The sequence below is a fragment of the Stieleria marina genome (assembly GCA_007741555.1).
Classification (GTDB): domain Bacteria; phylum Planctomycetota; class Planctomycetia; order Pirellulales; family Pirellulaceae; genus K23-9.
Genome location: CP036526.1, coordinates 623,090 through 646,969 on the forward strand (window position 1 = coordinate 623,090; position 23,880 = coordinate 646,969).

Consider the following 23,880-nt stretch of genomic DNA (forward strand, 5'->3'; position numbering starts at 1 on the left):
CGAAGACTCTAGCCGTCGGGAAACCGCCAATTGTACCTGTAATCACCAGTAGTGACTAACCGACATAAAACGTCCCTCATCACGAATTGTCGCACCCAATCGAATGGCTCGGACACTTTAGCGAGTTGGCGACGATCCGCTCTTTACCAGCCGATCGCTGGTTGCCAATCGGGTTGGATTTCGTAGCCGGCCGCCTTGGCTTCGGCCAAATCCTGGATGATCGCACCGACGCTGCGGCAGCGAATTTGCATGACTTGATCGGCCGAGTATCCGTCATTGAACAGTCGCCACGTCCAGTAGCAGTCCGGGACAACATCTGGCGGAGGTGGATCGCTCGGCTGCAAGCCAGTGTCCGCCACCGCCGATCCCGACGAAGGATCGGCTAAGCCATCCGGCTCGATTTCGACCGGCTGGGGTGGCGAATTTTCTTTGGAAGGCAACGCTTTGGAATTCAGCTCCTCGGAAGCCCGCTCTTTGGGAGCTGGTCCTTTGGACGTGGGCTTCATATGGGGAGCAGGGATGGCGGTGGAAGCGGGGTCGCTGCGCAATGTGATCTCTTCGATCACGGGTCGCGGATCCTCCAGTCGCGGATCCGCTGGATGCGAATTTGTCGCCGGTTCGTCGCCTTCGAGCAGAAGCTCTTTTTTCTGGGTGGATTGGTTGTCGGCTTCTACCGTTTCAATCATCGCCGACAGCGCATCGATGACTTTGGCTGGCGTTTCGCCCGCTGCCGGATCGGGATCAAGCTGCGAATCGTTGTTTGACTCCGGCTGTGATGTTTCGTTGACCGATAGTTCGACGCGATCGTTTTCTTCGTCAGCATTGCCAGTCGGATTTTCCTTGCTGGTGACTTCGCGCACCATCTCCAGGATATCGTGTCCGAACTGTTCCATCGTCGCCGGGCCAACGCCGCTGATCGCTTCTAGTTCGCCGCTCGACTGTGGCAGCATTTCGACCACGCGATCAAGTGTTGCGTTTCCCAGAACACGAAAAGCGGGAATGCCGAGTGCGGCCGCTGTCTTTCGCCGCCAACTTTTCAGGCGATCAGCCAACTCCATCGCAATCAATTCTTGCCGATCGTTTTCCGGCGAAGAGTCCGAGTCGTCATCCTTGCTTGTCGACGGATCACTGCCGTTTGCATCGCTGGGCACGTCGCCTGATTCCAGGCCTTTCGCTGCGACCGCCAACCGCTTGGCCATCGGAAGCGTCAGATGCACTGCCGGTGGCAGCGGCTCTCGGGCGTGCATGACTTCTTTGCCAAAGTCAGTGATGTGGATCGTCGGTCTCCGCTCGTCGACTTCGCGCTGCACCAGCAAACCCGATTCTGCCAAAGCATCCATCACGGTCACGACTTCGCTTTGCCGAAGAGCCGACAGCATTCCGTAGGTGCTCAGTCGATTCAGTTTCCATTGCTGCAGCTTTTTGCTTTTGGATCCGCACAACATTTGTGCGACCAAGTTTTTGCCAAAACGCCCGTGCATCCGAGTGACACCGCTCAGTACGACACGGATTCCGCATAGCAATGCCGTAGCGTCGACGCCTTTCAAATCGCTACTGAGCGAAACTTGATTGCCGGCCTTCGCTTTCGCCGCACCAGCGGGTTCGCAGTGATCGCATTTGCCGCAGTCCGATGAGTTGGGATCGCCGAAGTAGTCCAGGATCACTCGTTGCCGACAACCATTGGTTCTGGCAAAACTGATCACCGCTTCCAGCTTTTCGTGCTCGGCGGCTTTGCGACGATTCAGATCCTTGAAGTCGATGTCCAGCTTTTCAAATGGGACATCGCGTTGAATCAAATGGACGGCGCGACCGCGGAACGGCGGTACGTAGTCAAACGCTCGCAGTTTGGATAACTCTCGCATCGTCCGTGCCAACTGCGTTCGGTCGACTTCGGCCAAGTCCATCAGCCGTTTTAGACTGACGTACACATCTTCCCCGCGACGTTTGCCAATGACTTTTTCGACCGCTCTGATCACGCGGCTGCGAATCTTGGCTTCTTTAGGAAGAAAGTCCTGCAATGTCGGCACGTCGCTATCGATGCGGACAATTGCATTATTCGATGCGCTATCGAGCCGCTTTAGAACACCCGCTTTCGCTAAGACGGCCTGCGCCGCGCCGATGGATTCGCTGCTGTCTTTGACGTTGATCGCGTCGCGAATTTGGTCCAACGTCAATTCAATCGGATCCTCGGTTCGCGACTGCAGATAGTGATAGACCTTGCGAATGGTGTCTTTGGAGGGATACCGATTTTCGATAAAGAACTCTTGCACGTAGCGATCGCTGTAAGCAAACAGCAGCAGACAATCGCTTTCTTTGGAATCACGTCCCGCGCGGCCAGCTTCTTGGTAGTACGCTTCCAAACTGCCAGGCATGTTGTAATGAACCACAAACCGAATGTCGGATTTGTCGATTCCCATTCCAAACGCGTTGGTTGCAATAATGGCTGACAGCTTGCCTGACATGAACGCTTCTTGGACACGTTTGCGCGCCGATGGATCCATGCCACCGTGATACATGCCGATACTGCGTTTCGCTTTTTCGGGCAACCAGTCCGCGAGTTCCTCGCACCGTTTGCGTGTCGAAGCGTAAATGATGCCGGCGCCGTCTTGTTGTTTTAGGAAGCCGAGCAACTGTTCATCTTTGCTGCGGTCACTCTTGCTGTGTGAAACGCTGAAATGCAAATTTGTTCGCGCAAAACCCGTTACAAAAACGCTGGGTGATTTCAAAGCCAGCAACCCACAAACATCATCGCGAACCAGCGGCGTCGCGGTGGCGGTGAGCGCGATGGTTTGCACGCCGCTCAAATACTTTTCGCGAAACTTGCCTAGTCTTGCGTAATCGGGCCTGAAGTCGTGTCCCCATTCGCTGACACAGTGGGCTTCGTCGATGGCCAGTAAGCTGATCTTGGCATTCGAGATAGAATCCAGAAAACGACTGTTTCGCAGCCGCTCTGGCGCGACATACAAAAGGTCGATGCCGCCGCGAGCCGTTTCGTTCATTACCTCTTGTTGCTCGCTGCCGCTTAGCGAACTGTTGATCAGCTTGGCATTGATGCCAAGCTCTCGTAGCGAATCCACTTGATCCTTCATCAATGCAATGAGCGGCGAGACGACGATCGTGGTGCCTTCGCGTGCCAAACTGGGCAGCTGGTAGCACAGGCTCTTGCCGCCGCCGGTCGGCATCACGCACATGACGTCCTTGCCGGCGGACAATGCATCGACCACATCCTGTTGACCGGGACGAAAGTCCGTCAGGCCAAACCGCGGGAGTAATGATTTTGGATCCAAAGTCATAACTGCGGAAAATACCTGGATTGAGCGGGCGAGCGAACTTGACGTGGCGATTATAACGCCCCGTCGCAATCAAAATAGCCACGGCGTTTTACGCTACTTTGCCAACTCGTCCTTGAGAATCTGGTACGTTAGTTTTGCTTCAAAGGAGACTTCTGATTCGCGGTCGAAGTTCTCGTTGGCGAGCTGGAGCGACTGCTTTGACTGCTGATCATTGCCTTGCGATTGATAGGCCAGCGATTCCAAAAGATGCGCCGTCGCGATCACCGTCTCTCGTTGCCAAGCATTTTGACTGATCGCCGTTTTGCGACTTTTCTCCGCCCACGAAATCGTGTCGTCGAAATTTCCCTGCCGATACTCCGATAGCGTTCGACACAGATAGTCCCAGCTATTGTAGGCACGTTGCTGCGAAGTCCACTGGGCAAGCAAGTGAGCCTGGCTCAAGTCGTCGTGTAAATCAGGTTTTAGCAGAACGACTTTAGCAGCTTGTTCGGCGACGGCACGGCGATAGAAGTTGCCGTTTTCCAGCAAGGTCTTGCACTGCTTTTTGTATTTTTTCTCTTCGCCAAGACGAGCATAGACCGTGGCAAGCCTAAATCGACTTTCGCGGTCTCGTGAGTGATCCAGGTGCCGCTCCAGATAGGGCAACGCCTTGGCAAGTTCCGCGTCGGTCTTCGCATTCTGGGCGATCCATCTTGAACGAGTGACTTTTCCAGTATCACTCACGTTGATGGCAGACGTCACAAACACCGCTAGGAATAGTGGAATTCGCAACCAAAGCGATTTGCGTTTGAGTGCAACGCCGATCGCCGCAGAGATCACAACGGCTGAGATCAACTGAAAATGCCAGGCCGGCGCGGCGCCGGTAAAGTCGCCAAACGAACGACTCATTAAGAACATTAACGTTGATGCATAAAACGCAACTTCAAGCGATCGCCAGAAAAACTTCCAACCACGATGTTCGCGGTGCCAAACCAATCCCGCAAAAAGGCTGCTGGCAAATATTGGAAGCGCGGCGATAAAAGCTGTGACGATCAGTCCGGTCCAAAGTGCCGCAGGAATGCTGCTGATCTGATCACTGACAATTTTCGATTGCATCAGCTCACTACGCTGCCAGGAATTGGCCTTTGGCAAACCGGGATAACGCTGAAACAGGACTTCTTCGGCCAGGTGCCGATCGTCGGGATGAAGGAAGACATAGTCCGAAAGCAATTGCAAATCTTGTTCACTGGCTTGTTCGGCGCGATTCGCAATCGGAGCCCAAGCCCAACTGATGACGAAGGCCAGTATCCCGGACAATAGGGTGGCGGTGAGCGCTGGGGCGGCGCCGGATTCGCCTCGTTTCGGTTTGCTCAGGCCAATCGTTGCGATGCCACAAATCGCTGTCACGACGGTGATCCACGGCACCAAGCTATCGCCCAGCCCGGCGGGAACCTTTTTAACCCAAGCGAACGCTTCGGTAATCCATGGTGGATCCGCAGCTTCAAGCTGTTCGTGCAACGAACTGGCTGTGTCGAATTGCTGCTCGGCGATTTGCAACAGGATCGTCAGTCCCATCCACAGTCCGCAAATCGTTCCCGTTCCAACACCCACAGCAACACCGCGAAAATTTTTCTGAACCCAGCGGCGCGTCGACGTAAACAGGGTTGGCGGTTTGACGCTTAACGGTTCGCCATCAAGCCAGGCTTGCAGGTCGGTGGCAAAATCGTCGGCCGATGCGTACCGCTGGTCCGGCGCTTTCTGTAAAGCCTTCAGGCAAATCAAATTCAGGTCGCGATCAGCATCGGACCGGATTTCCCGCATACTCTCCGGCTCATGTTCAATGGTTCGCCGGACAACATCGAACGCGTTTTCACCTGTGATAGGGGCACGACCGGCCACCATCCAGTACAAAATCGCACCCATTGCGTAGACATCTGCAGCGACCGTCACGTCAGCCTTGCCGGCCGCTTGTTCGGGTGACATGAATCCGGGCGAACCGAGAACGAGCCCCGTTTGCGTGATTGCCGAATCGTTGTCCAACTGTTTGGCCAGTCCCAAGTCGGTCAGCAGTGGTTGTCCGTCAGGATCAATCAACACGTTGGCAGGTTTCAGATCGCGATGCAGGACGCCGCGCTGGTGCGCGTGCTGGACCGCCTGGGCAATCTTGATCATCAATTCGGCGGACTTGCGTTGATCGGGCTGGAACTGGTCAAGCAATGCCGACAATGGGCTGCCATCAATCAACTTCATCGAAAAAAAGTGATGATCACCGGACTGGCCCGTTTCATAAATCGGAACGATCCCAGGATGATCCAACCTCGCTGCGGTTTCTGCTTCCAGCTCAAACCGAGCAATGCTATCCGCCGAAGCGAACTGGCCGGCCAAGATCATTTTGATCGCTACGATACGATCAAGTTTTTCGTGTCGAGCTCGATAGACGACGCCCATCCCGCCGCGACCCAACTCTTCCAGCAATTCATAGCCATCCAGTTGCGGCAGTTTTGACGATCGATTGGACGCATCACCTAGCGAATCCGATTCGCAGCCAACAGACATATCCGCAGCAATGGTCGCGTCCAGATTGTCATCGGCGCGTAGATCGTCAGAATCAAAAGCGGTGGTCGGAAGCTCGTTCCCACGGCGTTCTGGATTCGATTCACCCGATCCTGTTTCGCCCGTCATGTTTTGATCACTCGAAAGGCAGGTGGAGGATGGGAACGCAATGAACAACGGTCATCATAATCGAAGCTCGATGCACGGACATCGCGGGCGAACGTCGCGACATAGCTTTTTCCCTAGCCGACTGTCGGTTACGATCGCGATTCAGATTGATCAGCGGATGCTGCGGGATGGCGACGCGCCGATTCGAATGACTCCTCACTTTCTTTGTAACTCATGCAAGCTATCGCAATCCGCTCTGGCAAACTTGTCTTTGAAGACAATGTGCCCGCCCCAACAACCAAACCCGATGAAGTTCTTGTTCGCGTCACGCAGGCCGGCATTTGCGAAACGGATTTGCAGCTTGTCGCTGGCTACATGGACTTCACAGGGATTTTGGGGCATGAATTCGTCGGCTTTGCGCAATCGGGGAAATTCAGCGGCCAGCGGGTTGTTGGCGAAATCAATTGCAATTGCCGCAACTGCGATCGTTGTAAGGCAGGCTTGGGAAATCACTGTGCCAATCGCAGCGTCGTCGGCATCTTTGGACATGATGGCGCGTTTGCGCAAACAATCGCCGTGCCTGAAAAGAACCTGCATCAAGTCCACGACAATGTGTCAGATGACGAAGCGGTGTTCGTCGAACCGCTCGCTGCGGCTTTTCAGATCACTGACCAAGTGAAGATCACTGACGATCAGCGACTACTGATTTTAGGGGACGGACGTTTGGCGTTTATGTGTGCCATTGTTCTAAAACTGACGGGCGCACCGCTGACTGTCGTTGGCAAACACTCCGGCAAGCTCGATCGTTTCAATGCACTGGGGGCGCAGACAGTCAGACTTGGTGCCGAAGTCGCTCCCGAATCATTTGATGTCGTTGTCGATTGCACGGGATCGCCAAGTGGATTGCCGTTGGCGATGCAGTTGGTTCGTCCGCGCGGAACGATTGTGATGAAAACCACCGTCGCAGCCAGCCATGACGTATCGCTTGCTCCGATCGTCATCAATGAAATCAACTTGGTCGGTTCGCGCTGCGGCCCATTCGATCAAGCGATCGCGGCAATCGAAAACGGCAACGTCCAACTTGACTCGTTGATCACGCACCGTTTTCAGCTACGCAACGCACTGGCGGCCTTCGAGTCTGCCAAGCAGGGCGATGCGTTTAAAGTGGTTTTTGAAATTTCTAACTCTGGAGAATCTCATGGATGATGACCAGCTTGATGGGCAGACCGAATCGTTGGACAACGATGGTTCGTATATCTGCGACTCGTGCGGCGAAGAAATCGTGATCCCGTTGGACCCGGCTGCCGGCCGCAGCCAGTCCTACGTCGAGGACTGTCCGGTTTGCTGCAACCCAAGTCTGATTCACGTTGATTGGCTTGATGACGAAGTCCGTGTTTGGGCCGAGCCGGAGCAGGATCGCAATTAGGACGGCGTAAAACGCGGGAAACGGCTCTTTCAAGAAATTCGTGTAACACTCCAGCGAGGTCTTCGCTTGGTAGGTAGCGAGGCAGCATGGACTGCCTTTTACCGAGCCAAACAACCAAGCGACTGGAAAACAAACGATGAAAACTCTCTTGAAAATCACCTTGCAATCGTCGCTGTCGCCGCAGTCAGTATCTCAAGTCAAGACGCTTCGGCCGGTAATGGCAAGAAGGCCACACAGAACAACATCCGTGTAAACACCGATTCGATCATCAGCGAATATTTGGGTTTCTTGCTGGAAGTCAGTAGCATTCGAGTCAACACAAAAGGGACCAGTCAAAACGACCTCGGCTTTCTGCTGGAAGTCTCCGGTTTGAACAACCAGTTTCTAATGCCACACGAGCTTGGCTTCTTGCTGGAAAATATTTAGGCGATGTTCGCTGCTTGAAAAAGTCGCCATCGATCCAGTCCAACTGATGAGCAAATCAGCCTGGCGGGATGGATGGCGGCTTCTATGGTTGTGATTTGATTTTCAGTTTGTCACACCCACCAGTGGACCATGCAGGGAGAACCTACTTGGCTATGATGAGCGAACATTGGTATCACGTTCGGTCTTCTACAGCACCTCGTCAAAATGCAACTCACTGTCTCTCTGCTGCCTTCGATTCGGCCCGTACTTTCGACAACCGACGTCGCAGTCGTGATTGATGTGCTTCGCGCAACGTCGGTGATGACGACGGCACTGGCAAACGGAGCGAAAGAGTTTTTGACTTGTCAGAGCGTCGATGAAGCACGCGAATTGGCTCAGACGCACGACGCGGATGTTTTGCTTTGTGGTGAGCGGCATTGCAAGCCGATTGACGGTTTCGATTTGGGAAATTCACCGGCCGAGTACAGCAGCGATGTGGTCCAATATCGGTCGCTGATTCTGACGACTACCAACGGAACCTTTGCGATCGCGGCAGCACAAAATGCGCGAGCCATGGTGGCGGCCAGCTTTTTGAATTTGTCGGCTGTGTTGGTCAGGCTCCGTGATGCTGACTCGGTCCATCTGGTTTGTGCGGGAACCAACGGCGAAATCACTGCCGAAGACGTCTTATTGGCCGGCGCGATCGTTGACCGGTTATTCAGTGAAGTCAATTTGGAGTTGGTTGGCGACGATGCGATTCTTGCCCGAGAGCTTTGGACGGCTTGGATGGGGGAGGGGGGGTCTGACCAAAACGAGCGGCTCACCCAGCGTTTGGCGGAATCTCAAGGTGGCCGCAATCTGATTGACGTGGGCTACGAAGCTGACTTGGCTCGCTGTGCTGCGATCGATCTGTTTGACGTCGTACCAGAGCGAGTCGCGACGACGCCCAATACGTTTGGCATCCTGTGACGGCGGTGTGATATCCTGTTTCCTGACAAAATTGTTGATCCAGTTTTTTGGGTGCCCTATGTGTTTTACAAGAACGGCGTTGCTGTGTTCCGCATTGTTGATGGCCACGTTTGCATCCGGCCAAGATGTCGCCACCACTGCACAGTTGCCATTGCAAAAACAGATGCGGTTGTCAGTTTTTCCAGGCGACGTCGAAACGATTCGGGTTGCTCCTGGTGGCAAACTGATTTGTGTGGGTTGGCGATCCGACAAAGGCGTGCCAGGCGGCGCGCAGTTGTTGGACGCACAGACGTTGCAGCCACGTTTTGCACTGGATATCGGACAAGATGGGAGCAATTCCGACCCGGCATTCACGTCAGATTCGCGATTTTTGGTGACGCTCTCGTTTCGCAGCATGCTGCGCATTTGGGATCCGATGACCGGCAAAATGTTGGGGCAGGGTTCCAAGCCGTCATGGGATTGGCACGTTTGTTGTCATCCCAATAACCAAGAATGTATCAGTAGCGATGGGCAGGCGGAAATTCGTCGTTGGGGAATTCCGTCGGGCAAGTTGATCGCAGAGACCGACACGGGATTCAAACGCATCGTAGGAATGGATTTGTCCCGCGATGGGAAGCGGTTGGCATTGATTGGACGACGCGACGGTGTTCTTGCAAATTAGTTCGTATCCCGATTTGAAATTGCTACGCGAATTGACAACCACACCGGGCAGCGGGATGCACGCTGCTGTTGTTTTTTCTCCCGATGGCAAGCGTCTTGCCTACACGCCGACGGGCGGTGATGGGACGTTGATGATTGTTGATCCCAGTCGTGGCAAAGTCATGAATCAATATGCGGCCGACTTCACCTGCTCGAATGATCTGCAGTTTGTTGATGACCGACGGGTAATCAGTCACGGTTGGCGTCGGTCGCCACGCATCATTGATATAGAAACGGGCGCGGTTACGACGCTGAAAGATGTCGTCCCATTCGGCGGCGCTGGAATGGCTTGGACGAGCCGCTCCGGCAAGCATAGTTTATTGCTGGGGCACGCAGGTGACGAACGCGGTCAGGTTTCGATGTGGAATTTCCCTGCGATCGCTACGCCAGAAAATAGCAAGCCTGCCGTCGCAGCAAGTACGCCGCCAAAACCCAGTGCGACGATGACAACGGATGACGCGCCTCGCGAAATTCCCAAAGTCCCCGCCTTAATTGAAATACCCACCGAAGAGGTCGTGAAGAAAGCGAAAAATGAAATCAAGCAGTTGCTGCAGATTGCTGATGACGGACCAATCGACGATGGTCTTCCCAATCGGTTGCTCAATCTGGTGGCCGAGGAAAAGGACACCACGGTTCATTACGCGATGTTGACGACCGCAGCACGGTTGGCGGGACGCTTGGGCAAAGCGGGTGAGATTCGACGAGCATTGGATGAATTGACGCAGCGGTATCAGTTTGATCGTCTGCGTGTCGCCGGGCGGTTGCTGTACGACGCACGCACACGGCCTTTGGCTTCGGATGCCAAGTTGCAGTTGGCGGCGTTGGCGGAAGATTTGGGTGACGAGGCGATCGCGACGGAGGAAATCGACTACGCATCGGCGTTTTACGATTTGGCCATCGAATGGTCGCCACTTGATCGAACCAGTCTTCGACGTCGCCGAGACAAGGGGAAACAGATTGATTCCATTTTGCCTGAGTTTCGCAAAGCAGTCGCAGCACAGAAATTGATTGACCAAATTCCCCCGGATCCAGCGGCACATCAGACTTGGGGTAGTTACCGATGTTTTGCACGTGGCAAATGGGAGGCGGGCTTAGTGCATTTGTCCAAAGCCAAAGATCCTGAGTTGAAAGACCTAACGCAGTCTGACTTAGCAGTCGACGACAAGCCGCAGTCATGGCTCGATCTGGCTTCGCGGTGGAAAGATTACGCGTCAAAACAGCCCGACGGGACAGCCAAACAAGGGGCCAACGCCGCAGCCCGTTATTGGTATCAAAGAGCAATTGGAAAATTGACAGGCTTGGACAAGCTGCGCGCCGAAACAGCGTTAAACGAATTGCCTGTTGCGAGCGATCATCCACCGCGCACTTCGTCGCAGTAAGTCTCGTCGCAGTAAGTTTCGTTGGGCAAACACTGTCACACAGTCCCCGACGTGTTGTCGTTGGCAGCGGCCGTTTTGCTGCTGCGTCCAGGGAAGAGGGCGTCACGCAGCAACTTCGCTCGGCGGCGGACTGCTGGCTGCATCGTAAATGAGTTGACAGCAAAGGATCTTTGGCCCAATTCCCCTTGCGAGCGGCCGACTTTAATCGTTATCAGCCAAAGCTCACGTTTTCTTCGAAAAAGTTTTCGTTGTATTCCTTTAGCTTCATTGGCGGACCGTTATGTCGAATCAATGGATTGATCCTGAGTCCTGTAGCTGCCTGGCAGTCCTGGTCGAAACCGTCATTGCGCCGCTGTTGATTCAGCACCAAGCAGCAGTGTGTTTGGAACTGGATGTTCCCACAACGCTACCTGTTCCCGCCGATCCCCAGCGAACGGCCGAACTGCTCCGGACGTTGGTGCAACAGTCCTTGGCCCAGATGTCGGATGGCGGCGACCTGATGATTTTGGCGTGCGAGACGGCGACGGGAATCGAAATGGAGTTGGCGGATAGTGGGTCGGATGTCGACGATCGACCTTGTTCATTGCCGATGTCGGCAGCTGCGATCGGCGCGGAACTGCGTTGGCAAAATGTGCCACAAGGTGGTGCGGCGGTAACCATTTTCTTTGGACGTCACGGCCAGTCCGGTCGAATCGCTGCTTAGCGTCGAAGTTATCCCGGTTCCTCCCTCCCCAACGATTGTTTCGCGCTGAATGAGTGTCGTTCGCCAGTTTTCTGATCAGTTTCAAAGCACGTTTTCGGCGATGCCGATGTCGTCGCGCATTACGACAGGGCTGCTGGCGATTTTGGTGCTGGTGGGATTTGGGTTCATGGTACGCAGTGACCATCGCAGCGATTCGGAGATGCTATTTGGCGGTCGTTCACTCAGCGAACAAGAACTTGATAGTGTCGAGATGTCGTTTAGCCATGCAGGGCTGAATGCTTGGAAGCGTGAAGGCAGGCGCATCAGCATCCCGATCGAATCACGCAGCGAGTATCTGGCCGCGCTGTCAAATGCTGCTTCGCTGCCGGTGTCCATTCGCAGCAGTGTGCAAGACGCGATCGAAAAAACAACCATCTTTGAATCCAGTAGCCAGCGTCTTGCTCGCGAAATGCACGCGAAGGAACAAGACCTTGGCAACAAGTTAACCGCCTTTCCAGAGATTCGTTGGGCCAGTGTCGATTATGACATCGGCGAGCGCGAAGGACTGGGGCGTGATCGGCAGCAGACCGCCAGTGTGATGGTGCTTCCCGAAGCCGGACGTCCGCTCACCGCTCAGCGAATTGTCGACATCAAAAAGTTTATTGGTAGTTCCTACGCCGGGATGAACGAAGATGATGTGGTCGTAATTGACACTCACGCCAGTAGCTTTGATGAAGCCGCGCCATCATCTTCTCCTCAGCCGGTCGTCGCGAAGACTCCGGCTGAGCAGCATCGATTGGACCAGCAGTCGCAGATCGAAAAACAGGTTCGCGAATTACTAGGCGACTACGGGCCAATTCGAGTCAGCGCCTATGTGGAAATGTCCAGCCATCACGCGGATCAACAGCAGATGCCGCCGCCCGAAATCAATGCGTCACCAAGTCATTCGGACGTGGATCGCCGAGAAAGATTGAACGCCATCACTCGGGTTCGCAGTAATCGCGCGACCAGTCTCCGCCAAAACGTCACGCCAGGGAGTCAGGCAGGACCTCCCGCCCAGAGACAAGATACAATTGAAAATTCAGTTTTGACGACGGAGTCTTTGCTGGCTCGCGTCAATGTTTCGATTGGTCTCCCGCAAAGCTATTACTCGCGACTCTGGGATCAACTTTACGGGAGCCAAGTTGCCCAACGAAGCGAAGTGGTCACGCCGCCAGCGACTGCGGCGCAATTGGAGCAGCTTCGTCATCAAACGCAGGCCAATATCCGAGCCGCGATTGCTCCGTGGCTTGTCTCGATGGTGCCGCAGCAGCCACGCGATTCGATGGTCGATGTCTATGACTTTCCCGATTTACTGAATCCAACTGACAAGACAGATGACCTGGTGGCGACCGCAACGTCTTGGTTGTCTGGCCACTGGCAACAGGTCGCATTGCTGTTATTGGGATTCGCGGGATTAATGATCGCACTAAAAGCGTTGGGAAATGCCCCAGCGATTGAATCCGTCAATCGACCCTTGTCCGGTCAAGTAAATCCGGGTTCTTCCGCCACCGGAGATGGTCCTTATCCGACTTTGGTACCGCAAACCCCGATCAATTCGCCTGTCAAACCCATGGGCACATCCGACCGCGAATTGCTGGCGCTGATCGAGCAAGACCCTGATGCTGCAGTCGACGTGATTCGAGATTGGATTGGCGAAGCGGCGTGATTCGTCTTCCGGCTTTCGCACTGATTCTTCTATAAGCAAGTCACGGATCGATGGTTCTTCGTTCGATCGTTCAGACTGCAAGAAAAGAGACACAGGCGAATGGTCGAAACGCTGCCGACGAAAGATCGAATCTCCCCACCGCAGCCCACTTTGGCCGAGCGTGAAGAATCGCTGCGCCGGGTTGCGATTTTGCTTAGCAGTTTGCCAGCACCGACAGCGTCCCTGTTGCTCGGCAAAGTCGACGGCTATTCGCAGCATGTCGTCCAGCAAGCCATCGAGACTTTGCATACCGTTGCCCCTGACGAGCAACGCGAAATCCTGCAAGCGTTCAAGTCGGGAATGACGACTATTCAGCCAGGATTGAAAGCCACCGTCGAGTTTGATTCACAAGCGGCGGTTGGGGTTCAAGATGAGATCGTGTTGGGACAGTCAGATCCCACAGAAGTCTATTCAACGCCTCGATCGGACCGCTTTGGCGAACAAGTGGCGGCGTTTTTACCCCGCGACGAATCGGGCACGAAATCGCAGCGATCGCACTTCAAATTTCTAGAGAGCGTCTCCATCGACGCTATGGTCACGCTGCTTTCGGGCGAACATCCGCAGACGATCGCGTTGGTGCTGTCGTCGATCTCGCCCAAGACGGCCGCCGATATTCTGCCTCAGCTAGAAGGATCGCTGCAGCAGCAAACGCTCAGCCGCATTGGCCGCTTGAACGATGTCCCCGACAGCACGGCTTGCGAAGTCGCCCAGCATCTGCAAAGTCGCTTTCAAGAAACGATTGGGCAGCAACACGACACCAGTGGCAAACTGGCACTCAAGGCCATCATGGAGCAGATGCCTGTCGCGAAGTCAGCGTCAATCGAATCACCCCAGCATGTAACCCAGCAGGCAACACAGCCATCAAGTAATCCATTGGGGCCAGCGCAGCCAATCAATACGCAGCTGGATGATTCACATCCTGTGATGTCGACGCAACACGACGATACGTTTCGCGCAGAACCGGTCGCAATGAAAATTGCGCACGGCACGCATTCCGTCGGCGACTTTGACGAGTCGCATTCGCTAAGCACCGAACCAGTTGAACCGCTATCGGAGCAAATCACTGACAGCGAGGCCGGCCCCACTCTGGTCGATGCGGCGCATCAGCATTTGATTGGATTGCCATCGCAGGAACTGGTCAATGCACTTGGGCGAGTATCGACTCGCGACGCCTTGTTGACGCTTTGCGGTTTGCCAAACCAAACGGCCGAATCCGCGATCACGCTTTTGTCACGGTCCAAAGCCCGTAATGTCCGGCGTGGCATCGAATCGCTCGGGCCGCTTCAGCTACGCGAGATCGATGCAGCGAAACAGGCAGTGGCGATGGTTTCGATCGGCGCCTATTCGCAGGATGCTGGTGACTACCCCGCTTTTTCCGCTTCTTACCGCGCAGCGTAACGACACGAAATGGCAAGCGTCTTCAAAACCGATTCAGCGTGCAGCGAATCCTTGGTAGCCAAAGCTGCAAAGAGTATTTCGGGACTGGCGGGTTTCAATCTCAGCGATTTGGCTGACGAAGGCCGCCGCCAGCTCGATCACTCACAGCAGGAATCCGATCAGATTTTGGCGTCCGCCAGAGCAGAGGCGATTTTGATCCGCAAAGACGCTCAGCAGCAGGGATACAAAGACGGATTAGCCCAGGCCGCCGTGGACGCAGAATCCCGCCTACAGGCCGCGGCCATTGATCGCGCGCAGTCGGGTTTGGATTTGGTGCAGAGCGCGCTGGATCAGATTCAATCGATCCACCAAAGCTGGATGGACCAATACGCTGAATCGCTGACCGCAACGGTCTTGGCAGCCACTCGGCGAATCCTTTCACGTGAACTAGCTTACGATCCGCAGCTCATCGTCGCTTGGGCAAAACAGGCCGTTCAAAGCACGCGTTCTGCCAGCCATTTGACCGTCGCCGTCCATCCCGAAACATTGGCTCTGATTGGCCAATCGCTCGACGACATGCTTTCGTCGCCCGATCTGCCGGAACAGACGTTTGTCGAACCTGACGAAAGCGTCGGTCTGACGGAAATTGTTGTGCGGCAAAGTGGCGGTGAAATTCATGCGGGTCTCCAAGCCCAACTGCAACGGCTCGAAGAGTTGTTGGCTTAACGGGCGGTTGGGCTCTCGCGGATCCAGCCAAGCCGATTGTCTCTCACTCACAAATTCACCACCAAACAAACTATGCCAGATTTTCTCCAGCCTCCACGACTAGATCCCTCTGTGGCTGCTGAGCGAATCAACCAAGCGTCATTGCTTCAGGTCTACGGCCAAGTCGCGGCGCTGGTTGGCGACTGTGTTGAAGTACAGGGCATGTCCGCGCCGGTCGGCAGTGTTTGCGAGATCACATCAGCTGACCAAAACTCATTGGCGCGGGTCATCGGATTCAATCGGGATCGGATCGTGCTTTCGCCGCTTCAGCATCTTGGTTCGGTATCGGCCGGTCAGACCGTGCGATTGGTCGATTCGTCGTGCAAAATTCGCGTGGGGCCGGAGCTGTGCGGACGTGTCTTAGATGCGTTTGGCAACCCGCTTGACGGACGACCGCTCCCGCAGGGATTAAGATCGGTTGATACCCATCAAACGCCCCCTCATTCGCTCGCGCGTCCGCCAATCGATTCGGCGATTCAAACGGGGGTTCGCACGATCGATGCATTCTTGACGTGTGGACGCGGACAACGGCTGGGAATCTTTGCCGGATCGGGAGTTGGAAAAAGCACCCTGTTGGGCATGTTGGCGCGCGGGACAAAGGCCGACCGCATTGTGATCGGTTTGGTTGGCGAACGAGGCCGCGAAGTCCAAGAGTTTCTGGAACGGAGCTTGGGCGCCGAAGGCCGAGAGCGAAGTGTGGTCGTCGTTGCCACCAGCGACGCTCCGGCAGCACAGCGTGTCACGGCCGCATCGACCGCGACCGCGATTGCTGAATCGTTTCGCGATCAAGGGGAAGACGTCTTGCTGTTAATCGACTCGGTGACGCGATTAGCAACCGCGCAGCGCGAATTGGGTTTGGCAGCTGGTGAGCCTCCCACGACGCGCGGATATCCACCAAGTGTGTTCAACCAGTTGCCCCGATTGGTCGAACGCGCCGGCCGCACAAAATCAGGCTCCATCACTGCGTTCTACACCGTGTTGGTCGAAGGCGATGACCCCAACGAACCCGTCGCCGATGCGCTACGCGGTTTGCTGGACGGACACATTATGTTGGATCGATCGTTGGCCGCGCAATCGCATTGGCCACCCATCAATGTGCTCGATAGCATCAGCCGATTGCAGCCCCATCTGGTGACCAAAGAGAATCTCGCATCGGCGGCTCGCAGTCGAGAATTCTTGAGTGACTACCAGCAGCACCGCGATCTGATTTCGATTGGCGCCTATCGCTCAGGAACAGACGCTCGCGTGGATCGTGCAATCGAAAAACAGGAATCGTTGCGATCCTTCATGCAGCAAGACACCGATGAGATTGCTGCGATGGACCAGACTTTCTGCGACTTAGCTCAGCTCGCCAATTCGTAGGAGATCACCTGTGTCATCATCACTTCGCTTTGCATCGCTGCTGCAGTGGCACACACAGCAACGAGACAATGCTCAGTCCGAGATCGCGGCCTTGCATCTGCAGCGCCAGTCGATCGATGAGCAATTCGCTGCCATCAAAAAGCAACGCATCGCCCTGCACGATCAGGCCAGCGTCAGCGCCGCGGGGCACCTTGCCGTGGAAAAACTACAGCGGATCGATCGCCAAGATTCGCTGTTGGATTCTCAGCATGAAATCCTGGGCGACCACCAGAAAGCACTGAACCAACAGCTTGAACTGCGATGTTCCGAACTGTTGAAAATCCAACAAGACGTCCGTCGCATGGAAAAACTTCAGGCCGCTGAACTGGCCAAGCAACGGTGTCAGCGGGACCGAGCTCTGCAACGAGAATACGACGAGCAGGCTTCTGTGGCGTTTCAGCGTCGCCGGGCCTAGCCACCCACGGGTTGCCTGGGCTAGGCATCTGGCCGCCTGAGAACCAAAATCTGCATCTGCAAATTAGACCAAACCTATCGAGAACGCCTCCATGGCCAAAGCACCCAAAAACGCTATCCAACCCACCCGCGCCGAAGATTATCCGGAGTGGTACCAGCAAGTGATTCGTGCTGCCGATTTGGCTGAATCATCGCCCGTCCGCGGTTGCATGGTGATCAAGCCTTGGGGCTACCGGCTTTGGGAGAACATGCAGCGCGCGTTGGACGACATGTTCAAAGCGACGGGCCATCAAAACGCGTACTTTCCTTTGTTCATTCCGATGAGCTTTTTGGAAAAAGAGGCAGAGCATGTCGAAGGATTTGCCAAAGAATGCGCTGTCGTCACTCACCACCGTCTGGAACCAGATCCCAAGGGCGGGCTTCGTCCTGCGGGCAAGCTGGACGAACCCTTGATCGTTCGTCCCACCAGCGAGACGATCATCGGAGCGACGTACGCCAAATGGGTGCAAAGCTACCGTGACTTACCGATTCTGATTAACCAATGGGCCAACGTAGTGCGCTGGGAAATGCGCACGCGAATGTTTTTGCGCACCGCTGAATTTCTTTGGCAAGAAGGCCACACCGTGCATGCGACCAGCGAAGAAGCCGTCGAAGAAACCGAGCGGATGATCGATGTGTATGCGGACTTTGCCGAAAACTGGATGGCAATGCCGGTTACGATCGGGTCGAAAACGCCTGCGGAACGATTTCCCGGCGCGGTCGAAACACTTTCGATCGAAGCGATGATGCAAGATCGCAAAGCGCTTCAAGCCGGCACCAGTCACTTCTTGGGTCAGAATTTTTCCAAAGCTCAGGAGATCATGTTCCAAAGCGAAGCTGGCGAACGCGAATTTGCGTGGACGACCAGCTGGGGCGTTTCTACTCGATTGGTCGGTGCGCTGATCATGACGCATAGCGATGACGATGGGTTTGTGCTGCCGCCGAAACTTGCACCGGCACAGATCGTCATTTTGCCGATCTACAAAAACGACGAACAACGTGGTCCTGTATTGGAGTACGTCGAATCGCTTCGCAAAGAGTTGGCCGATCAGAAATACAACGATGTTCCCGTTCGCGTCGAAATCGATGATCGAGACATTCGAGGTGGCGAAAAGAAATGGCATCATGTCAAACGTGGCGTTCCGATTCGTTTGGAAGTCGGGCCCAAGGACATGGAAAAGAACTCCGTTTTTGTAGGTCGTCGTGATCAACCGAAAAGCAACGGGATGACGCGAGACGAATTCGTCGCTGGAGTCGCCACCGTGTTGGGCGATATTCAGCAAGGATTGTTCGATCGAGCGGCAAAGTTGCGGAGCGACAATACCGTGTCCATCACCAACGAAGCTGATTTCCGCGCGTTCTTCACACCCAAGAACGCAGACAACCCTGAGATTCATGGTGGGTTTGCTTACTGCCACTTCGCCGACGAAGACTCGATCGAGGACTTGTTGAAAGAGCTGAAGGTCACCATCCGTTGTGTTCCTCGCGACGACAACGATAAGTCCGGGACCTGTTTCTTCACGGGAAAACCCGCTGCCAAGAAAGCGATCTTCGCCAAGGCGTATTGATGCTGCCGTTGAAGTGTCGATCGAGCAATCGATACAGAAACGGAGCTTCATCTGCTCCAGCACGGAGGTCTTTGCCAGCAACGCTTTGGCGAATGTTTGCCTGAAACGCTGGAGCGCCGGGGGTGCCTTCCAGCGTCCCGTCAATCCATTGCACGATTACCTTGCACGTTCACTCTGAACGTTCAAAGATCCGTCTTGGGTGCATCCCAATTCTCTTCCCTGGAATTAGCTCTGCTTACTTCACGGTGCCCGATAAAGGCACGTGATTAGCGCCCCCATAATGGTTAAAACCGCTTCAAACGCCGTTTTTTGCCGATTTCCTTGGGATGGATGGCGACGCTGAACGCACAGGCAATGAACGAGCGATTTCAATTAAAGGACGGCTTTTGAGCCATCTTTGACAATCCTCGCTCCATCACTTCATTGCACGACCTCTTGGAAGAACCTTCCATCACGACTGCTGGTTCCTCGGCCTCGAAAACATCAAGGCATGCGTCGCGGATCTATTTCGCCGCGGTCATGCTGATTGTGTTTCTCTGGGGTGGCTACCTGACGTACAGCGACTCGTGGGGGTTGTTCGCCGAATACTGGCCTATGTCAGTGACGATGTTGTTTGGGTCGTTCATTGCAGGGGCGACACCCCAAGGAGGAGCTGCGGTCGCATTCCCGGTCTTCACCAAAGTGTTCCACATGCCGGCAACCGATGCGCGGACGGTTGGGCTGATGTTGCAGTCGGTTGGAATGACCATGGCTGCCCTCACGATTTGGCTGCGAGGCATCAAGATTCTGCCACGAGTCCTAGCGTACTCTTGCGTCGGCGGTGTGCTGGGAATGACGCTGGGGACGTTCGTATTTGTCGCGCCCAATCCCTATCCCAAAGTGCTGTTCACTTTGATGCTGGCGGTGTTCGGCGTCGCCATGGTGATTTCGCGTTGGGGCGTGCACTGGAAACCGATCGACCAGATCAGTATTTGGAACACTCGCAGGCGATTGCTCTTGTTGTCAGTCGGCGTGGTTGGTGGATTCTTTACGGCGTACACCGGTGCCGGTGCTGATGCGATCACGTTCATCGTATTGACGCTCTACTTTGGGTTGGACGAAAAGACCTCCACGCCCACCACCATTCTGATCATGGCCTTCAACTCGTTGGTCGGCTTTTTCTTTCACGGCGTTATCCTGCAAGACATCGGCGTCGCGAAGGATTATTGGATCGTTTGCATTCCCATCATCATCTTCGGCGCACCTTTGGGCGCATGGGTGCTTTTCCAAATCAATCGCGACACGCTGATCATCGCCGTTCTTTGCCTGATCATTGCTGAAGTCACATCGACGCTAATTTTGGTTCCCTTCACCAGCCAAATGGTCACAGTCATGGTCGCCGCGATCGTCGTGACGACCTTGTGCTTCTGGGCCATGCTCCATTGCCGACAATCAAGACTCGATGAAAACCGGTCGCCAATTGGGCGCTGAAAACGCCGTCGACTTCGTTTGTAGAGGTACTTTGATTCGCCAGAGTTGTCTCTTGTTAAACCATTGAGCGGCTGGACTTCACGGTAGAACCACAGAGGATTCTGCAACCCTGCAGATGTTTTGTCGAAACCGTCTTTGCGTGGATGTGTCCGGATTTGCCCGTTGGTTTGCACAAGAATCGGGCGACATGGCGACTGCGTGTGTGGAAGCCGCTTCGTTGTTCGATGCACATTTTGCAAATCAATGACAGGCAAACTTTTCACGCCGGTGTGCGGTGGTTTAAATTCCGCTTGGTCGTTTCACCCATGCGAAAACAGGAACCGGCTGCGCTAGGCAATGATGTCGCGACGGTTCTGCACGTAGTCCCATAAAACGAAGCGATCCAGATCTTTTCCAGCGGTAAAGAACACGCGTCCTTTGGTCATCTGAGCCATCCGGTGTGCGAATCGAACATCCTCTTCACTTTGGGACCAGCTAGGGATCAAGAAGATGTTGATCGTGATGCCCTCACGCTCGCAAAGGGCCGCCTCGCGCATCGTGGCTTCCTCCGTTTGTGAATCCGGTGGATACAGCATGTACAGCCATTGGTCCTCGAAATGCGCCGTGGGTAATCCGTCCGTGATGAGCACAATCTGACGATTCGGCGTGTCTGAGTTGACTAAGTTTTGACGAGCCAGTTGCAGGGAATGTTGGATGTTGGTGAAGTGCGGGTGGATCTGTTGTTCGCTAATCTCAGCATCGCTCATGTCAGCCTTCAGGCGAACCCACGGATCGTGAATTGTTACCGGCTTGGGCATCAGATTGATGATTTCGCCTGGCGGACACAGTTTGGCGAACGTGTACATCTCAATGAAACGGAGGAAGTCGCCTGGGTATTCGGTTTGAATCAATCCCTGCAACGCCAGCGCCATGCGTTTAACATTGACATACTGTCCGTCGTAACGCATCGAACCGCTCATATCCATAATCACGCAAGTCGCGCACTTGGGATGATTGCGAGTCTTGTGCACAACGATGTCATCACCACGCAGTCGGATCGGCCGTTCGTCACCTTGCCGGAGCAGTGCGTTGACGACGGTTTGTGGCAAATCAATATTGGCGACGCTATCGCCGAATTCGTAAGGCTTGGTCTGTTGAAGTTCGACAGCGCCTTCGCCGACAACGTCGCCCGTGTGACGGCCTGTTCGCGACGGAGCCAATTCGCTGAAAATTCGCTCCAACAGTCGTCCTTGAAAGATTTTGTAAGCCTGGGGTGTCAGGCGAAAACCGCCATCGGCGTTGCGTTCCAGCCCCTGGCGTTCGGCCTGTTCGCGAACCAAGTTTTCGACTTGGCGACGCATCTCTTCCAGCTGTTCCATGTCGCCCGGTTGAGCAAACTCGCCGAGCGCTTCCATGTCGATGATGCCGATTTGAGCATTCTTGGCGGCTTCTTCGAGCTGTTTCAGTAGTTCGTCAATCTTCTCCAGCTCAATCTTGACATCCAACGCCTTGGACACGGTCATCGATTCGTTGCCAGTGAAATCGTACTTGCTCAACAGCTCTTGGATGTTGTGCTTGTCTTCCATCCGCTGGGTGACTTGCAGGATCCCTCGCGCCAGTTGACCGTTGTCGTCGTCGGCCTGGTACCACAGTGCCTCCATCAAATAGGGCTGCTCTTGATTGACGGCTCGACGGAAAGTCTTCTCCAGTTTCTTGGGGACCTGAAGGTTCTTGGTTGAATTGTGGAATGCCTTGCGTGCTTTCTTCTGAACACTATCGCACTCGTATGTTTCCAAGATCTTGCGTTTCCGCTCTTCCAACATCGCGCGCAGCATATCCAAGTTGGGGCCGAGTCCTGCTATTTGGCTCGGGTCGATCTTGACCGCATTGGCCAATTCTTCTTCGGTCAGCTCGCGATAGTTCCCATACATCAATGCCTGTTCAAACGCCGGCGATACCAGGTCCGGTGGCGGTTGATTAGGAGGCGGAAACTGAGTGGGATCGTATTTCTGATACGAATGGATCACACCGCCGGGGCGATAGGGAGTCGACATAGTTCGTGCTCGTGAGTGAATCGTCCAGGATCTTAAAATTCGTATTCAATCTTGCCATGCCGATTGGCCCGGCTGATTTTGTCCATGCTGTAAAGACCCGCCAATACAAATTCGACACAACTGGCGCGCACCGCTTCGTTATCGCTGGCATTGACCTCGAACGCTGTGTCCCAGGCCGGCGGCACGACTTTCAAACGTTCGGCATACTCGCTGCTGGGCAGCATGTCGCCGACTTCGACCCGGACACCGCCGCGGAAGATTTCTGCGATCTCGCCTAAACCATGCTCTTCGACATATTCGCGGAATACGACTTCGATCGCTTGCGCCATGACGGCATCCATGACTTGCTTTTCGCTCATCTGGTGCGTTCCCATCAGGTCCAATTCCAATTTGCCAAGTGAACTGGAATAGATGTGACCCAGGTCACTGATTCGAGGGACGGCGGGGCGCTCTTGATGAATGACTCCCCGTTGCCGAGCCGACGCGACGATGGTGCGGAAATTGGCGAGTGAAAATCGTGCGGAAACACCCGAGGCTTGATCGATGTACTTGCTGCGTCGCGCTTGGTTGGTGATCTCTTCGACAATTTGGAACATAAAGTACGGCACTTGAACGGGATACTCACCGCCTAAGTCTTCGCCGACTTCCTGCTGCAAAATTTCGATCCCCTGATCGCGCTCGCTTGGATAGTGCGTCTGCACGATGGTGCCAATACGATCTTTCAATTGCGGAATGACTTTTCCGCTGCGGTTGTACGTCGATGGGTTTGCAGAGAAAAGAATGTACAAGTCCAGTTCAAACTGGATCGGGTAACCGCGGATCTGAACGTCGCGTTCTTCCAAAATGTTGAACAAGCCGACTTGGACCAAGTCGTCGAGTTCGGGCAATTCGTTCATCGCAAAAATCCCGCGGTGCATTCGCGGAATAAGACCAAACGATAAAGCCTCCTCGGCGCTCATGCTGACGCCACCGGTCAGCTTGGCTGGGTCGATCTCGCCGATGATGTCTGCGAACTTGGTTCCCGGGCTAAGCCGTTCGGCATAGCGATCTTTGCGATGCCACCACGCGATCTTGATGTCTTCGGGGTCGTGTTCAGCAATCAAGCGACGTCCCAGCGAAGAAATCGGTTTAGTTGGGTCTTCGTGGACGGGCAGTTCTGGATGATCAATGTAAGGGATCCATTCATCCAAAAAGCGAACCAGCATGCGCATGATTCGGCTTTTCGCTTGCCCCTTTTCACCCAAAAATAGGACGTCGTGCCCCGACAGGAGCGCCAGATTGATTTCAGGAATCACGGTGTCGTCGTAGCCGACAATTCCCGGAAAGAGCTCTTCGCCAGCGGCTAAGATCCGAATGAAATTGTCACGGAGTTCTTGTTTAACCGTTTTTGATTCCCACCCGCTGCTAAGAAGATCTTTGAGCGTGGTGGCCTGGGGGGCAGCCATGATGGCGTTCATGCGTGTTCAAATCCGTAGCGAGAAATAATTCAGTGCTCGGATTATAGCGCGATGGGTAGCGAAGGCATGCCCGAAGACGTCAAAACGTACAGAAGAAGCCTAATTCGCCAGTGCCG

At 54.6% G+C, this 23,880-nt stretch carries 18 protein-coding genes; 14 read left to right on the plus strand and 4 right to left on the minus strand.

Features of this window, described 5'->3' with window-relative positions:
• Positions 1-143: 143 nt before the first annotated feature.
• Together K239x_RS02245 and K239x_RS02250 are read right to left on the minus strand one after the other, a co-directional pair.
• Positions 144-3,293, minus strand: coding sequence for a RecQ family ATP-dependent DNA helicase (locus tag K239x_RS02245; RefSeq protein ID WP_145416057.1), 3,150 nt, complete (start codon positions 3,291-3,293; stop codon positions 144-146).
• A 93-nt stretch (positions 3,294-3,386) separates the two neighbouring features.
• Complete coding sequence (locus K239x_RS02250) at positions 3,387-5,954, minus strand: serine/threonine-protein kinase (RefSeq protein ID WP_145416058.1); 2,568 nt, start codon at positions 5,952-5,954, stop codon at positions 3,387-3,389.
• 213 nt (positions 5,955-6,167) lie between these two features.
• Here K239x_RS02250 and K239x_RS02255 point away from each other — a divergent pair, with 213 nt between their 5' ends.
• From K239x_RS02255 to K239x_RS02320, 14 genes are all read left to right on the plus strand, one after another.
• Positions 6,168-7,139, plus strand: coding sequence for an MDR/zinc-dependent alcohol dehydrogenase-like family protein (locus tag K239x_RS02255; RefSeq protein WP_145416059.1), 972 nt, complete (start codon positions 6,168-6,170; stop codon positions 7,137-7,139).
• Positions 7,132-7,359 carry a CPXCG motif-containing cysteine-rich protein gene (locus tag K239x_RS02260; protein WP_419189579.1) on the plus strand — a complete coding sequence of 76 codons (228 nt, stop codon included), beginning with the start codon at positions 7,132-7,134 and terminating at the stop codon, positions 7,357-7,359. Before K239x_RS02255 ends, K239x_RS02260 begins: the two co-directional genes overlap by 8 nt.
• A gap of 66 nt (positions 7,360-7,425) precedes the next feature.
• Entirely contained in the window at positions 7,426-7,785 is a 360-nt protein-coding gene (locus K239x_RS02265) for a hypothetical protein (RefSeq protein WP_145416061.1), read from the plus strand.
• A 204-nt stretch (positions 7,786-7,989) separates the two neighbouring features.
• Positions 7,990-8,733 (plus strand): 2-phosphosulfolactate phosphatase, encoded by a 744-nt coding sequence (locus tag K239x_RS02270; protein WP_145416062.1) that lies wholly within the window; start codon positions 7,990-7,992, stop codon positions 8,731-8,733.
• A 58-nt stretch (positions 8,734-8,791) separates the two neighbouring features.
• Entirely contained in the window at positions 8,792-9,394 is a 603-nt protein-coding gene (locus K239x_RS02275; RefSeq protein ID WP_145416063.1) for a WD40 repeat domain-containing protein, read from the plus strand.
• Positions 9,378-10,811 (plus strand): PD40 domain-containing protein, encoded by a 1,434-nt coding sequence (locus tag K239x_RS02280; RefSeq protein WP_145416064.1) that lies wholly within the window; start codon positions 9,378-9,380, stop codon positions 10,809-10,811. Before K239x_RS02275 ends, K239x_RS02280 begins: the two co-directional genes overlap by 17 nt.
• A gap of 280 nt (positions 10,812-11,091) precedes the next feature.
• Positions 11,092-11,514, plus strand: a complete 423-nt coding sequence (locus K239x_RS02285) for an ATPase (protein ID WP_145416065.1) — start codon at positions 11,092-11,094, stop codon at positions 11,512-11,514.
• A 49-nt stretch (positions 11,515-11,563) separates the two neighbouring features.
• The gene (locus K239x_RS02290; RefSeq protein WP_145416066.1) at positions 11,564-13,201 is read left to right on the plus strand and encodes a hypothetical protein; all 1,638 of its coding nucleotides are present in this window, start codon (positions 11,564-11,566) and stop codon (positions 13,199-13,201) included.
• 99 nt (positions 13,202-13,300) lie between these two features.
• Positions 13,301-14,638: a FliG C-terminal domain-containing protein gene (locus tag K239x_RS02295; protein ID WP_145416067.1), complete on the plus strand. Its 1,338-nt coding sequence runs from the start codon at positions 13,301-13,303 to the stop codon at positions 14,636-14,638.
• Between the two features lie 9 nt (positions 14,639-14,647).
• Positions 14,648-15,343, plus strand: a complete 696-nt coding sequence (locus tag K239x_RS02300; protein ID WP_145416068.1) for a FliH/SctL family protein — start codon at positions 14,648-14,650, stop codon at positions 15,341-15,343.
• A gap of 72 nt (positions 15,344-15,415) precedes the next feature.
• Positions 15,416-16,744, plus strand: a complete 1,329-nt coding sequence (locus K239x_RS02305; protein WP_145416069.1) for a FliI/YscN family ATPase — start codon at positions 15,416-15,418, stop codon at positions 16,742-16,744.
• Positions 16,745-16,754: 10 nt separating this feature from the next.
• A complete protein-coding gene (locus K239x_RS02310) occupies positions 16,755-17,198 on the plus strand; it encodes a hypothetical protein (RefSeq protein ID WP_145416070.1) in 444 nt (147 codons plus the stop codon).
• A gap of 91 nt (positions 17,199-17,289) precedes the next feature.
• Positions 17,290-18,804: a proline--tRNA ligase gene (gene proS / locus K239x_RS02315; protein ID WP_145416071.1), complete on the plus strand. Its 1,515-nt coding sequence runs from the start codon at positions 17,290-17,292 to the stop codon at positions 18,802-18,804.
• 519 nt (positions 18,805-19,323) lie between these two features.
• Positions 19,324-20,274, plus strand: a complete 951-nt coding sequence (locus tag K239x_RS02320; protein ID WP_145416072.1) for a sulfite exporter TauE/SafE family protein — start codon at positions 19,324-19,326, stop codon at positions 20,272-20,274.
• A 329-nt stretch (positions 20,275-20,603) separates the two neighbouring features.
• Here the strand turns inward: K239x_RS02320 and K239x_RS02325 are convergent, their stop codons facing one another.
• A complete protein-coding gene (locus K239x_RS02325) occupies positions 20,604-22,307 on the minus strand; it encodes a vWA domain-containing protein (protein ID WP_145416073.1) in 1,704 nt (567 codons plus the stop codon).
• Positions 22,308-22,339: 32 nt separating this feature from the next.
• Positions 22,340-23,764, minus strand: coding sequence for a magnesium chelatase ATPase subunit I (locus K239x_RS02330; protein ID WP_145416074.1), 1,425 nt, complete (start codon positions 23,762-23,764; stop codon positions 22,340-22,342).
• Positions 23,765-23,880: the final 116 nt, after the last annotated feature.